Source organism: Saccharothrix sp. BKS2 (assembly GCF_047689505.1).
Lineage (GTDB): Bacteria > Actinomycetota > Actinomycetes > Mycobacteriales > Pseudonocardiaceae > Actinosynnema > Actinosynnema lopnurensis.
Window position 1 is genome coordinate 163894 of sequence record NZ_JAUQOL010000010.1, and the last position, 14192, is coordinate 178085.

11 protein-coding genes and 1 pseudogene are annotated in these 14192 nt (G+C 74.3%); 5 read left to right on the plus strand and 7 right to left on the minus strand.

Going from position 1 to position 14192, the window contains the following annotated elements:
• Positions 1–30 precede the first annotated feature (30 nt).
• A complete protein-coding gene (locus tag Q5530_RS22365) occupies positions 31–1554 on the plus strand; it encodes a glycoside hydrolase family 13 protein (protein ID WP_415364733.1) in 1524 nt (507 codons plus the stop codon).
• 42 nt (positions 1555–1596) lie between these two features.
• Here Q5530_RS22365 and Q5530_RS22370 read toward each other — a convergent pair whose 3' ends face one another.
• The gene (locus Q5530_RS22370) at positions 1597–2115 is read right to left on the minus strand and encodes a MarR family winged helix-turn-helix transcriptional regulator (protein WP_415364734.1); all 519 of its coding nucleotides are present in this window, start codon (positions 2113–2115) and stop codon (positions 1597–1599) included.
• 113 nt (positions 2116–2228) lie between these two features.
• Here Q5530_RS22370 and Q5530_RS22375 point away from each other — a divergent pair, with 113 nt between their 5' ends.
• Positions 2229–3299, plus strand: coding sequence for an alkene reductase (locus Q5530_RS22375; RefSeq protein ID WP_415364735.1), 1071 nt, complete (start codon positions 2229–2231; stop codon positions 3297–3299).
• Between the two features lie 309 nt (positions 3300–3608).
• Positions 3609–4370: a DeoR/GlpR family DNA-binding transcription regulator gene (locus Q5530_RS22380; RefSeq protein WP_415364736.1), complete on the plus strand. Its 762-nt coding sequence runs from the start codon at positions 3609–3611 to the stop codon at positions 4368–4370.
• 196 nt (positions 4371–4566) lie between these two features.
• Here the strand turns inward: Q5530_RS22380 and Q5530_RS22385 are convergent, their stop codons facing one another.
• Both Q5530_RS22385 and Q5530_RS22390 read right to left on the minus strand, forming a co-directional pair.
• The gene (locus tag Q5530_RS22385) at positions 4567–5223 is read right to left on the minus strand and encodes an LPXTG cell wall anchor domain-containing protein (RefSeq protein WP_415364737.1); all 657 of its coding nucleotides are present in this window, start codon (positions 5221–5223) and stop codon (positions 4567–4569) included.
• 98 nt (positions 5224–5321) lie between these two features.
• Entirely contained in the window at positions 5322–5900 is a 579-nt protein-coding gene (locus tag Q5530_RS22390) for a hypothetical protein (protein WP_415364738.1), read from the minus strand.
• A gap of 233 nt (positions 5901–6133) precedes the next feature.
• Between Q5530_RS22390 and Q5530_RS22395 the strand changes: the two are divergent.
• Positions 6134–6790: pseudogene (locus Q5530_RS22395) on the plus strand (hypothetical protein); the annotation flags it as partial.
• 376 nt (positions 6791–7166) lie between these two features.
• Here Q5530_RS22395 and Q5530_RS22400 read toward each other — a convergent pair.
• From Q5530_RS22400 to Q5530_RS22415, 4 genes are all read right to left on the minus strand, one after another.
• Positions 7167–7712, minus strand: a complete 546-nt coding sequence (locus tag Q5530_RS22400; RefSeq protein ID WP_380633042.1) for a snapalysin family zinc-dependent metalloprotease — start codon at positions 7710–7712, stop codon at positions 7167–7169.
• A 71-nt stretch (positions 7713–7783) separates the two neighbouring features.
• A complete protein-coding gene (locus Q5530_RS22405) occupies positions 7784–11242 on the minus strand; it encodes a TM0106 family RecB-like putative nuclease (RefSeq protein WP_415364739.1) in 3459 nt (1152 codons plus the stop codon).
• Positions 11243–11469: 227 nt separating this feature from the next.
• A complete protein-coding gene (locus tag Q5530_RS22410; protein WP_415364740.1) occupies positions 11470–12675 on the minus strand; it encodes an aKG-HExxH-type peptide beta-hydroxylase in 1206 nt (401 codons plus the stop codon).
• Positions 12672–13793 carry an FxsB family cyclophane-forming radical SAM/SPASM peptide maturase gene (locus Q5530_RS22415; protein ID WP_380633046.1) on the minus strand — a complete coding sequence of 374 codons (1122 nt, stop codon included), beginning with the start codon at positions 13791–13793 and terminating at the stop codon, positions 12672–12674. Before Q5530_RS22415 ends, Q5530_RS22410 begins: the two co-directional genes overlap by 4 nt.
• A gap of 188 nt (positions 13794–13981) precedes the next feature.
• Here Q5530_RS22415 and fxsA point away from each other — a divergent pair, with 188 nt between their 5' ends.
• Complete coding sequence (gene fxsA / locus Q5530_RS22420) at positions 13982–14149, plus strand: FxSxx-COOH cyclophane-containing RiPP peptide (RefSeq protein WP_415364741.1); 168 nt, start codon at positions 13982–13984, stop codon at positions 14147–14149.
• The last annotated feature ends 43 nt before the right edge of the window (positions 14150–14192 follow it).

The window sequence follows — 14192 nt, forward strand, 5'->3', positions numbered from 1 at the left end:
CCGGGGCCCATCACCGAGGGAGGGATCCACATGAACTGGTGGCGAGGTGCGGCCATCTACCAGGTGTACCCGCGCAGCTTCGCCGACGGCAACGGCGACGGGGTCGGGGACCTGGCGGGACTCCGCCAGAAGCTCCCCTACCTCGCCGAGCTGGGTGTGGACGCGATCTGGCTCAGCCCGTGGTACCCCTCCCCGATGGCCGACGGCGGCTACGACGTCGCCGACTACCGCGACATCGAACCGGTGTTCGGCACGCTCGTCGAGGCGGAGAAGCTGATCGGCGAGGCCCACGCCGTGGGCCTGCGGGTGATCATCGACATCGTCCCCAACCACTGCTCCGACCGGCACCCGTGGTTCCAGGAGGCCCTGGCGGGCCGGGGCCGCGACCGGTTCTGGTTCCACGAGGGCGACGAGCCGCCGAACGACTGGCGGTCCCGCTTCGGCGGGCCGGCGTGGAGCCGCACCCCCGACGGCAAGAGCTGGTACCTCCACCTCTACAGCCCCGAGCAGCCGGACCTGAACTGGACCAACCCCGAGGTCCGGGCCGAGTTCGAGTCGATCCTGCGGTTCTGGCTGGACCGCGGCATCGACGGCTTCCGCATCGACGTGGCCGACGGCCTGGTCAAGGACTTCTCCCGGCCGGACGCCGAGACCCCGTACTCCGACCAGGACGGCGTGCACGAGATCTACCGCTCCTGGCGGCGGGTGCTGGACGAGTACCCGGACGACCGGGTGTTCGTGGGGGAGATGTGGCTGCCCGACCCGGCGCGGTTCGCCCTCTACCTGCGGCAGGACGAGCTGCACTCGGCGTTCAACTTCGACTTCCTGTGCTGCCCGTGGGACCCGACCGAGCTGCGCCGGGTGATCGACGCGACGCTGGCCGCGCACGCGCCGGTGGGCGCGCCGCCCACCTGGGTGCTGTCCAACCACGACGTGACCCGGCACGTGTCGCGGATGGGCCGCGCGGACACCTCGTTCGACTTCGGCCGCCGCCAGCACCTCACCCCGACCGACCTGGAGCTGGGCGCGAAGCGGGCGCGGGCGGCGATCATGCTGACCACCGCGCTGCCCGGCTGCGTCTACGTCTACCAGGGCGAGGAACTGGGCCTGGAGGAGGTCGACGACCTGCCGGACGAGCTGCGGGAGGACCCGGTGTGGGAGCGCTCGGACCACACCGACCGCGGTCGGGACGGTTGCCGCGTGCCGATCCCGTGGGGCGACGACGGCGCGACGTGGCTGCCGCGGCCGGCGCACTGGGGGTCGCTGTCGGTGGCCGCGCAGACCGGGGACCCGGACTCGATGCTGGCGCACTACCGGAACGTGCTCGGGCTGCGGCACGCCGAGCGGGCGCTGGGCGACGGGCCGATGGCGTGGCTGGACCTCGGTCCGGGGGTGGTCGCGTTCGCCCGGGGCGACGACTTCGCCTGCGTGCTCAACCTGTCCGCCGAGCCGGTGGCCCTGCCGGAGCACGACGGGGTGCTGCTGACCAGCGGCCCCCTGGCCGACGGGGCGCTGCCGCCGGACACCGCCGCCTGGCTGCGCCGCACGCGCTGAGCGGTTCCCGGTAGCACCCCGGGGATTCCCCGCCGGGTGCCCTCAGCAGGTGGCCGGTCCGGGGGCGCCCGCCCCCGGACCGGCCTTCCCGGTCCGCTTCACCAGGTTGCACTCCAGCCGGCCGAGCACCCGCGCCGCCTCGGCCCGCTCCCGCTCGTCCATGCCGTCGACGGTCGCCTCCTCCAGCTCCCGCCACACGCGCTCCACCTCGCGGCGCAGCGCCTGGCTCGCCGTCGACGGCTCCACCAGCGTGGCGCGGCCGTCGTCCGGGTCGGGCACGCGGCGCACGAACCCGGCGCGCTCCAGCCGCTGCACGGTCCGCGTCATGGTGGCCGAGTCGGTGTCCAGCACGCAGCACAGCTCGGACTGCCGCCGCGGCCCGTGGTCCCACAGGTGCATCATCACCAGCTCCTGGCCGGGGTGCAGCCCCGCCTGCCTGAGCAGCTGACCCGCGAGCATCCGGTGCAGGCGGGCCACGCGGAAGATGGAGTGGCTGATCCGACCGTCCACCGCGGCCCCCGGCACGGGGATTGACGTGCGGATTTGGTCGTTGTCAGACATGTCGACAGGGTACTCCGGCCCCGTTGTGATCGCTGACACATGACGTAGTGGGGAATACTTCGCTTCCGGTTAGCTGTTCGGACAGGTAAATGGGCTATCCGGAGGGGACCGCGATGAGCACCGCGTTCGAGCCGTTCGACCTGGCGGGCACCGAGCTCGCCAACCGCATCGTCATGGCGCCGATGACCCGCAGCCGGGCGCCCGGAACCCTGCCGACCCGCGCGACGGCCGAGTACTACGCGCAGCGCGCGAGCGCCGGCCTGATCGTCACCGAGGGCATCCAGCCGTCCGCGGTGGGCCAGGGCTACCCGAACACGCCGGGCCTGCACAGCGACGAGCAGGTGGCGGCCTGGCGCGTGGTCACCGACGCGGTGCACGGGGCGGGCGGCCGGATCTTCGCCCAGCTCATGCACGCCGGCCGCATCGGGCACCCGAGCGTGCTGCCCGACGGCCTGCACCCGGTGGGCCCCTCCGCGGTGCGGCCGGCGGGCAAGCTGTTCACCGGCGGCGGCATGGTGGACTTCCCCACCCCGGTCGAGCTGACCGGCGTCGAGGTCGAGGCCACGGTGGCGGACTTCGCCGCCGCCGCCCGCAACGCCGTGGCGGCCGGGTTCGACGGCATCGAGCTGCACGGCGCCAACGGCTACCTGCTGCACCAGTTCCTGTCCGGCAACTCCAACCGGCGCACCGACGAGTGGGGCGGCCCGGTGGAGAACCGGATCCGCTTCGCGGTCGAGGTGGCCCGCGCGACCGCCGAGGCGATCGGCGCGCACCGCGTCGGCCTGCGGATCTCCCCGGCCAACCGGTACAACGACATCGCCGAGGACGACCACGGGCAGGTGTACCCGGCGCTGGTCGACGCGATCAACCCGCTGGGCCTGGCCTACCTGCACATCGCCGAGCAGGACGAGCGCCCGCTCACCCTGGAGCTGCGCGAGCGCTTCTCCGGCGCGCTGATCCTCAACCCGCACACCCCGGACGGCGTGACCGGCGTGGACGAGCTCCACCTGGTGGAGGACGGCACCGCGGACGCCCTGGCGTTCGGCGCCCTGTTCCTGGCGAACCCGGACCTGCCCGCCCGCCTGGCGAGCGGCGGCCCGTTCAACGCCCCGGACCAGTCCACCTTCTTCGGCGGCACCGAGAAGGGCTACACCGACTACCCGGTGCTGGCCGCCGCCCACTGAGCGGCACGACCCCGAAGAACCCCGGACGACCCCGGAGCCACAACCCGGGAGTCCCGGAGCACGAGCCCCGTTCGCCCGCGAGGTGGACGGGGCCTCATGTTCTCGGAACCCGGAACCCGGAACGCGCACGAATCGGACCGGGATCGACCGGAAATTCACCCACCGGTGTGGGTTCGGTCACGAAAACCGGGCGCAACCCGGTCAACACGCGTCACGATGTGCCGCTGGTCACGCTCTCATGGTGGTGTTGGCCCGAATGCACGGCCCGACCGGACAGCGGCGGCCCGAACAGGCAACAGGAGGTGGGACGTGCGGGCGGACGAGCGCAAGCGCCGCATCCTGGCCCGAGCACGCGCCGACGGCCGGGTGGACGTGGCGGAGATCGCGGTCGAGCTGCGGGTGGCCCAGGAGACCGTGCGCCGCGACCTGCGGGCGCTCGACGAGCACGGCCTGGTCCGCCGCACGCACGGCGGCGCGTTCCCGGTGGAGAGCGCCGGCTACGAGACCGGCCTGAAGTTCCGGACCCACTCGATGGTGCCGGAGAAGCGGCGGATCGCCCGCGCCGCCGCGGAGCGGTTGGGCGACGCGGAGACGGTCTTCATCGACGAGGGCCACACACCGCAGCTCGTCGCCGAGAGCCTGCCCACCGGTCGGCCGCTGACCGTGGTCACCGCGTCGCTGCCCACCGCGGCGGCCCTGTCCGAGGTGCCCTCGACCACGGTCCTGCTGCTGGGCGGCCGGGTGCGGGGCCTCACCCTGGCCGCCGTGGACCACTGGGCCATCCGGATGCTCGCGGACATGGTGATCGACCTCGCCTACCTCGGGGCGAACGGCATCTCGCGCGAGCAGGGCCTCACCACCCCCGACCCGGCGGTGGGCGCGGTCAAGGCGCAGGCGCTGGCGTCGGCCCGCCGGCGGATCTTCGTCGGCGTGCACTCCAGGTTCGGGGTGTCGAGCTTCCACCGCTTCGCGCGGGTCGCGGACCTGGAGGCGATCGTCACCGACTCGGCGCTGCCCGCGGCCGAGGCGCACCGCTACTCCCTGCTCGGCCCGAAGGTCTTCCGGGTCTAGCCCGCGAACCCCCGGACCCCGCCGCGGCCGGGCTGCCGTTCGTCGCGACGCCGGTGATCCCGCCGGTGCCGCTTTCGCGTGCCCGCGGCAGGACCCGGGTTCCCCCGCCGGCACGCGAAAAGGCCCGGTCTCCCCGGCGGCAGCGGGAGGACCGGGCCTTTCGGCGTTCGGGTCGGCGCGTCAGCGCCTCAGTGCGTCAGTCGCGGGCCGCACGCCTGCGCTGCATGATCAGCAGCGCGGCGCCGCCACCCAGCAGGACCACGCCGATCACCAGCGGGATCGCGATGCTGGCGCCGGTGTTGGCCAGCGGGGTCTCCTCGGCGGCGATCGGCACGACCGAGGTCGGGGCGACCGTCGTGGTCGGCGACACGGCCACGGAGGACTCCTGCGCCGGCGGCTGCTCGGCGGGCGGCTGCTCGGCCGGCGGCTCCTCCGCGGGGGGCTCCTCGGCAGGCGGCTGCTCGACCGGGGGCTCCTCCTCCTCGACGCAGGACGGGACCTCGCGGGTCTCGACCTTCGTGTAGCCCTTGCTGCCGTCCACGTCGTCCCACGCCTTGATGTCGACGGTGAAGATCACCGGCTCGGCGCTCGACTTGGAGTAGGTCTTCTTGTCGAACTTCTTGTCGAACTCGGCGGTGTCGACCACCTCGCCGTCGATCGAGACGGTGACCGAGTTCTTCTTCGTGTTGTGCTTGACGTAGTCCTTGAGCTCCACGGTCAGGATGCTCTTCTCACCCTCGCACCCGGGGGTGAGCTTCGGCGTGTGCGCGAAGGCGGGAGCGGCGAAGAAGACGGACGCGGACGTCGCGACGGCGAGGGTGCCGAGGAACGCGCCAGCTCTGGCGAGCTTCATGAGAGTGCTCCTGAGGGGAGGGCTGAGGAGAGACGGCGGTCACCATATACGGGGAACGGCAACCACTCGATTGGGGGACCTGTAATTACTTTCCGCATCTACCGCCGCAACCGTCCCCAGAGGATGACCAGCGCGATCCCGCCGCACGTGAACAGCGGCGATCCCAGGGCCGGCGGCAGACCCGCCCGAGCCCCCGAACGTTCGGATTCGGCCTGATCAGCCGCTCTGACCACGGCTTTCACCGAGGTGGACGGCAGGCGGAAGGTCAACGGCGGTGTGGTGCCCGTGGTCGTTTCCACAGTGGTCGAAGTCGTGACGGTCGCTACTTCGTTTTTTGGCGCAATCGTTACCGGCGCCGTGGTCGCCACGGGCACCCGGCACGTGTGGACGATCACTTTCCGGGTGAACGGCCGGCCCTTCGACCCGCTCCCGGGTTCGCCGCGGGTCCGCCGGAAAGACCGGGGGAACCGGCCGTCCTCAAGGGACCGACCGCCGCCGGACACCGCGACCGAGTTGCCGCGCCGCCCGTCGTACCGGCTCAGCTCGACGGTCGGCCCGGCCCGGCCCTCGACGCACCCGCCCTTGATCGACGGGGTGTGGGCGGTCGCGGGTGTCGCGGTCGCGGGGGTCGAGACCGGGACGCCAAGGGCGACCCCGGCGATTCGGGCGAACGGCATTCCAGTGCTCCCGGTGGTGCGGCGGGGGGTGCACTTCCGGGTACGGACACCGGGGGCCCGGCGTTCAACCCGGGCGTTGGTCGATTCGGGTGAAACCCGCCGCGCCGGGGGCCGAGCCCAGGCACGCCGACCCCCGGCTCCCCGGCCCCAGAGCCCTCGCCCCCAACCCTCGGGCCGCCCTGCTCGCCGGAATTTCGCGACCCCACCGGCCGGCCCTCACCGACAATGCCGGGATGCAGCTGTGGACGAGCCTCGGCGCGTGGTGGACCACCACGCCGTCACCCGCTCCGGCACCCGTGGCGACCGGCGGCGCGACGAGCCCGTGGGTGCCCGTCGCCACGCTGGCGGCGGCGGTCGTGGCCGCCGTGGTCGCGGGCGTCGCCGCGTGGTTGCAGCGCAAGTCCGGGCGCGAGTCCGCAGAGGCCGCGCGCAGGTCGGCCGAGGCGTCCGAGCGGTCCGCGAAAGCCGCCGAGGCGGCGGTGGCGGTCACCGAGCGGACCGCCCTCGCCGTCGCCGAGCGGGCCGAGTCCGACGCGCTGTCCCGGCGCTACCAGGACGCCGCGGAGCTGCTGGGGCACTCGAGCCCGGCGGTGCGCCAGGCCGGTGTGCACGCGCCGGCCAGGCTGGCCGACGACTGGCCGGCGCAACGGCAGGCGTGCCTCGACGTGCTGTGCGGCTACCTCAGGACGCGGCGCGAGGACGAGCGGGACGACGACCAGGTCCGCCGGGCGGTCACCTCGGTCCTCGCCGCCCACCTGCGCCGCGACAGCGGTGAGCCGAGCTGGTCGGACCTCCGCGTCGACCTCGCCGGGGCCCACCTGGTGGACGTCGACCTCACCGGCGCCGTGTTCTCCCGGCGGACCCGCTTCGCCGGCGCGGCGTTCACCGGCACCTGCCTCCTGGACGGCGTCACCTTCGAGGGGGGCGCGGACTTCACGGGCGCGCGGGTGTTCGACGGGCTGCTGCGGCTGGAGGGCTGCGAGCTGGGTGAGGGCACCGCGTTCCGGGGGTTCGGGACGGAGCGCGGCGGGACGGTCGTCCTGTTCCAGCGGACCGGCAGGCGGGTCGACGCCTGCGAGATGCGCGTGTCGGGCACCTTCTTCCTCCTGCTCAACTCGGAGGCGGAGGGCGAGTACCACGACCTGACGGCCGCGGAGGTCGGCGAGGGCGCCAGGCTGCGGGTCGACTTCTCCCGCGCCGAGTTCGCGGGACGCGGACACACCGGTGCGGGCGGCCGGTCGCACCGGCCGCCCGCACCGGCGGCCGTCAGCTCCTCGCGTACACGTCCGTGCCGACCGACGTCACCGTCGAGAGGCCCGCGAACAGCTGGTTCACCCGGTTCGCCTCCTGGGCGTTCGGGTAGGTGCTGCGGCAGGACGTGCCCGCGCTGCCGCCCGACATCAGGTACGAGCAGATGCCGTTGTACGTATCGGGCAGGCCGAGGCCGTGCCCGATCTCGTGCGCCACGATCCGCAGCGACGAGTGACCCGCCGCCACGTCACGCGTGTCGATGTAGATCGTGGCGCACCCGAGCCCGCAGGGGTAGGCCCGGGAACCGCCCCCGGTGGTCGCGGAGATCCGGATCGTGGCGCCGCTCCCGCGGACGAGCCGCAGGTTGGGCACCCGGGAGTTCCAGATCTGCGCGGCCTGGTCGGCTTCCGCCGAGTAGCCGGAGGCGCTGTAGTAGACGGTCCTGGCCATCGCCGACGGCGGCGCGGCCGCTGCCGACGCCGGACCGACCAGGACCGTCGCCAGCAGGGCGAACGTGGTGAACAACGCGCCCACCAACGGGCGTGCGAATTTCTCGACCACACGATCTCCTTCGGTGCAGGGGTGGAAGGTTCTCGTGTGTCACGACATTAAGAGCAGGGGAACGGCCGGGGTCATAGGTCTTGGTCATAGATGCCGCTGATGCCCCACGGCAGCGCGTCCGCCATCAACCCCACCATGCCCGAGACCAGCCGCAACTGGTCGACGTCGCGGACGTCGGCCTCCACCAGGCGTGGCGAGCACACCACCACCGCCACCGCCTGCGCCCGGGACAGCGCCACGTTCACCCTGTTGCGCGACAGCAGGAAGTCCAGGCCGCGCGGCAGGTCCACGGCCGCCGACGAGGTCATGGTGGTGACCACCACCGGCGCCTCCTGGCCCTGGAACCGGTCCACCGTGCCGACCCGCACGTGCCCGTACCCGTGCTTCTCCAGCTCCCGCCGCACCAGCCGCACCTGGAGGTTGTACGGCGCCACCACCAGGAAGTCGTCCTCGTCCAGCGCCCGCGCGCCCGGCCCGTCGACCCACAGCCTGCCCATCAGCGACCGCACCACGTCCACCACGGCCGCCGCCTCCTCGGCCGACGACGTGGTGTTGCCCGAGTGCTCCACCGAGTGCAGGTGGACGCCCGGCCGCACGCCCGCGACGGCGCGTTCGGCCGCGCTGGGGTGGGCCCGCAGCAGCCCGGCGTAGGACAGGTTCGACACCGGCTCGCACACCGCCGGGTGCAGCCGCCGCGTCTGGTCCAGGAAGTAGCCCAGCTCGGGCGGGATCACGTCCGCGTCGCCGATCAGGTGCCCCAGCGCCGACGCCTCCGCGCCCGCCGGGTGCGTGCCCTGCACGACCTGCGGCAGCTGCTGCGGGTCGCCCAGCAGCACGAGGTTGCGCGCGCACGTCGACACGGCCAGCGCGTCGGCCAGCGCGAACTGCCCGGCCTCGTCCACGATCAGCACGTCGAACGGCTGCTCGCGCAGCGCGGTGTTGGCGAACGTCCACGCCGTGCCGCCGACCAGGTGACCGCCGCCCTGGTCCGTCCGCCACCGCACCAGCGCCGGGTTGTCGCGCGGCTGCTCCCAGGCGCAGTCCTTCGCCGGCGCGCCCTTCGCCCGCTTCGCGGTCGGGATCGGCACGCCCAGCTCCCGCCCCGCCGCCAGGGCCGCCGAGAGCACGTTCTCCACCGCCTTGTGGCTGGTGGACGTCACGCCGACGCTGCGCCCGCCCCGGATGAGGTGCGCGATCAGCCGGCCCGCCAGGTAGGTCTTGCCCGCCCCCGGCGGCCCCTGCACGGCCAGCGCGGAGCCGTCCAGCGCGTCCACGGCCGCGATCACGTCGGCGATCAGGTCGTCCGAGCGCGGCAGCGCCCCGACGCGCAGCCGCGGCGGCGTGCGCCGCACCAGGTCCACGCCGGGGTGCGGCGGCAGCTCGGGCAGGGCGTCCACGACCGCCGCGGCCAGGTCGTAGACCGCCTCGTCCTTCGGCGTGGGCCGCACCGGGCTGCCGGGCAGCACCGCGATGGGCTGCTCGCCGTCCACGTCGTCCGGCGAGGTGCTCTCCAGCAGCACGACGTCCTCGGCCGACTCGGCCACCACGACGGCGTCCCGCGATCGGTTGGGCGCGCCCTTGTAGAGCAGCCGCACCTGGTCGCCGGCCGCGAACGGGTGCGGGCGCTCCGGGTCGCACCACGCGCGCACCTCGCGCTTGGCCTTGCGGACCCGCCCGGAGGGCATCACCCAGTCCTCGGCGCGAACCGACACCGGCACCGCGCACGCGCCGTCCGACTCCAGCTCCGACAGCGGCGCGCCCATCTGCCGGAAGAAGTCCCACCACGCCGGGTTGGTCTCGCGCCGGTGGTAGCCGACGGCGGCGGCCAGCAGCGCCCGAGCGCGCTGGTCGTCGTCCGCCTCGGCCGGGTTGTCCGGCAGCCCCTCCACCAGCGGGTCGACCACGGCCGCCAGCCGCGCCGCCCGCTCGGCCCGGCGCTGCGCGGCCAGCTCGTCCTCGATCTCCTGGGTGAACGACGGCTCCGGCACGTGGGGCTGGACGCCGGCCTCGGCGCGGACGTCGACCAGGAACCGGTACAGCCGCAGCGCGGAGACGCAGTCGGCGGCGTTGTAGTCGGCGATGCCGGCCAGGACCTCCTCGGCGCGCGCCGGGTCCGCGCCGCGCAGCGCCAGGTACTGCTCGTACGCCTCGATGCCGGAGAGCGCGTTGGTGACCTCGCCGGTGCGGGCGGGCATGTACAGGGGTTCCAGGTACTTGATCGAGTACGACCGCTGCGACACCCGCAACGCCTTGCGCACCACCGAGTACAGGTCCACCAGCGCGCCGGAGCGCAGCAGGTGGTCCACGGCCTCCTCCCGGGTGCCGTGCAGCGCGGCGAGCTTCTTGAGGGCGTTCACCTCGTAGGGCGCGTAGTGGTAGACGTGCGCGCCGGGGTTGGCCTCCAACCGCCCCACCGCGAAGTCCACGAACCGCTCGAACGCGAGCTTCTCCAGCCTGCGGTTGTGCGCCCAGAACGGCGTGAACGCGCCCTCGGCGTCGACCACGCCGAACAGGTACTCCAGCCCCTCGCCGTCGAGCGCGAACGGGTCGCCCTCCATGTCGAAGAACAGGTCGCCCGGGTCGGGCACGGGCAGCGTGGCCAGCGCCTCGGGCGCGACCACCTCGAACGCCACCTCGCCGGTCGGGTTCGCCTCGGTGCGGGAGCGGTCCTGGACCACCTGGAGCGCGGCCTGGGAGCGCAGCCCGGCGAAGGTCGCGGCGGACATGGTGGAGGGCCGGTCGGCCTGGCCGGCGACCGCCAGCGCGTCGATCGTGCCGAGCCCGGCGGCGGTGAGTTTGCGGCGCTGGTCGGCGCGGATGCCCGCGACCAGCGACAGGTCCCGGTCCCGCTCGCGACCGCCGGCGCAGTGGCGGGCGAAGCGGCAGGTCGCGCAGGCGGGCCGCTCGTCGTCCCAGAGCCGGGCGGGCAGGACCGCGGGTTCGGCCAGCCGGACCCGCAGCCGGGCGGTGAGGTCGCGGACCAGCGGCCGGAAGTCGGCCACCCGGAACGTGCGGGTGGTGTCGTCGCCGAGCAGCAGGTGCATCCGGGGGCCGGCGTGCGGTCCCAGGGCGTCCGCGTAGGCGGTCAGCTGCACCACGGCGGCCGGGGTGGCGTGGCGGGCGAGCTTCGCGTCGTGCGGCTCGTAGCAGTGCGCGCCGTCGTGCTCGCCCGCGACGAGGAAGTCGGCGCGCCCGTGGAAGCCGTCCGCGTAGAAGACGGCCTGGTAGATCACCGGGGCCCGGTCGGCGATGGCGGCGGCGGTCCGCGCGGCGGCGGCCACCAGCGCCTCGTGGGTGGGTGCGGGCTGGGGGATCTCGACCACCTCGCCCCGCGCCCGGAACCGCTCCAGCACGGCCTGCTCGTGCGCCAGGCCGTGGCGGGCGGCCAGGGTGCCGCGCTGCTCCTCCGGCACGGGCGCGCCGGGCACCCCGCGCGACAGGGCCAGCGACAGCCGGCTGCGGTGCTCGCACTCCAGCAGGTCCACCAGGTCCGACGGGGAGTGCACCAGGTGGCCGTCGGCGTTGAGCATGGCGCGCAGTATCGCCGCCGGACGCCCCCGGTCCGAGGACCGCCCCCGGCGCGTCGCGGACTGCGACGCTCGCCACCCGGGGTGCTCGCCACCTGCGGCGCACACCACCCGGGGTGGTCACCACCTGGCGCTCTCCACTCGGGTGCGCTCACCACCCAGGGCACTACCACCTAGGGCGCAGACCACCTAGGGCGCAGACCACCTGGGGCGTTCACCACCCGGGGCGCTCAGCCGGACCGGGCGGCCTCCCAGCGGCCCCGGTGCGCGGCGGCCTCCGCCTCGGCCTCGGCCAGCGCGGCGGCGGGCAGCGGTTCGGCGCACCACGCGCGCAGCACGGCCGCCACCTCCGCGGTGAACCGCACGCCAATCGGCGTCAGCGCGCCGCTGTCCAGCAGCGTCTCCGCGGCGGTCAGCGCGGCCGACCGCCAGCGCGCGTACTCCACCCGCGCCGCCGCGCCCGGCCGGTCCCGCCAGAAGCCCGCCACGCCCAGGTGCGCGTACGTCCCGTGCAGCAGCCCGGCCGCCGGCCGCGGGTCCTCCCGCCACGGCGCGTAGAACAGCTCCCGCCGGTCGGGCTCGACCAGCGCGAACAGGTCCATCAACGCCGCCAGCTTGCTGTGCTGGACCTCGTGCGCCAGCGTCACCGCGACCGCTTCGGCGTCCGGCGCGGGCGACAGGAACACGCAGCCGTAGGCGTCCGCCACGGTCGCGCTGCTGGTGCCCGAGGGCGGCGGCGGCATCGGCGTCAGCACCGCCACGACCTCGGCCACCTCCGCGGCGACCGCCGGGTGGTCCCGCGCCAGCAGCTCCCACGCCGCCCCGACCTGCTCCCGCAGCCGCGGCAGGTCCGGCGCGGTGTCCACCGGCAGCCCGTCGGGCACCCCGCCGCCCGCCCACAGGTCCACCTGGAGCACGGCGGGACCCAGCGCGACCTCGGGCAGCGGCTCGTGGCGCAGGCCGGGCCCGACCACGACCCCCAGCGAGGGCAGCTCGACCACCTCCGCCGGCGGGAACCCCAGGTCCACCGGCACCCCGGCGCGCACCGCCGCCGCGGCCGCGGTGAACGCCAGCTCACCGGCCCGCCCGCGCCCCGCGGCCGTCCGCGTCGCCCACACCCCGACCGACGGGTGGTCGAGCACCCGCGCCACCGCGTCGGGGTTCGCCCGGTGGGCCTCGCAGAGCAGTTCGTAGGCGGGGCGCGCCTCGGGGGCGGACGCGATGGACCGGATCATCAGCAGGGTCCGGCTGCGCCGGGCCAGCCGCAGCACCCGCAGCGCCGACCCGCCGCCGCCCCGGGCCAGCGCGGTGAAGTCCGCCCCGGACAACCGGAAGGGCTCGACGGCGGGGGAGTCGCCAGGGGAGCCACCACCCGCCGACGCCGCGCCCGCCGACGCCGCGCCCGCCGATCCCGCGCCCGCCGGCCCCGCGTTCACGCCAGCTCCGCGAGGTCCGCCGCCACCCTCGACCGCACGTGCCCGATCAACCGGGCCAGGTCGGGGCAGTACACCGAGGGCCGGTCGAACCCCGCGCCCGCCAGGTACCGGTGCGCCCGCAACCCGCCACCGCACACCCGCACCACCGGGCACCTCCGGCACACCCCCGACAACCCGGCCAACCCCTCCCGCGCCGCCCGCACCGGTGCCAGCTCCACCGCCGCGTCGAACGGGTCGCGCGCCACGTTCAACCCGGTCGCCGCCGCGGCGGGGGAGGACGACGCCAGGATGTCCGAGACCTCGATCGACCCGTCCGTCTCGACCACCACCTGGGCGGGCGGGTTCAGCCCGATGCCCTCCACCCCGGACCCGCCGCCCAGCAGCACGTTCAGCAGCTCCTCGAACAGCCGCACCCCCGTCACCGGCCGTTCGTACCAGCGGTCGAACACCGCGATCAGCCACTCCGCATAAGGCGTCCCGGGCGCGCCGGCCGCCCGTCCCGGCGGCGGCGCGGACCAGTTGCCGTGCGGCAACAGGAAATCGATGGCGGGCGGCGAGAATTCCACCAGCGACTCGTAGGTGCGCACCGGGTCGTTGCGCACGTCCACCACGCACAGCAGCCCGCCGTACACCCCCGGAAACCCGCGCAGCAACTCCAGCGCCGAACGCACCGCCGCCCCGCTGCCGGTGCCGTCCGGGCGCTTGCGGTGCCGGTCGTGCTGTTCCGGCGAGCCGTCCACGCTCACCCCGACCCGAACACCCAGCGAGTCGAACAACACCGCGAATTCCCGGTCCAGCAGGGTGCCGTTCGTCTGCGCGGTGAACCGGACCTCCGCGGGCACCTCGGCGCGGAACCGCGCCACCAGCGCGGCGATCGCGGCACGGCCCGCGAGCAGCGGTTCCCCGCCGTGCAGCACCACTTCCACCTCGGTCAACCCGTGCGACCGCACGTGCTCCGCCACCCGTTCGGCGGTGTGCGCGACGACGTCCGGCGACATCGCCCGCGGCCGTGACCGCCACCGCTGGTCGGCCAGTTCGTAGACGTAGCAGTAGTCGCACGCCAGGTTGCACCGACCGTGCACCTTCACCACGAACTGGCGGAACGGCAGCGCTTTCATCAACCCCCCGATTCCGGTCCCCCGGAGCAATCAAACACAGCTCACCGCCCGCTACTTCCGCCGATCGGAGGATTCGCGACGCTTTTCCCCGCACTTCACTACGATGGAACCGCGCCCGCCGGTCCGACCGGCATTCGGGTGAGCGAGCGGACAAACCCGCAGCATTGCGGTGAGGGGGCATGCCGGAGATGGCTGAGGAACCCGTCCTGGAGTCCGAGCTGCTGGACGTCACGGGCATCGACCCGGCCCGACTGGCCGACCTGCCGGACACCGCGCTGCGCGCCGCGCTGCACCGCATCCTCGCGGAGAACGCCGAGCTGCCCACCAGGTTCGCCGCGTTCGAGAGCTCGCTGTGAGCGCACCCGCGATCCCGGCCGTCCGGGTGAACGGCGGCTGACG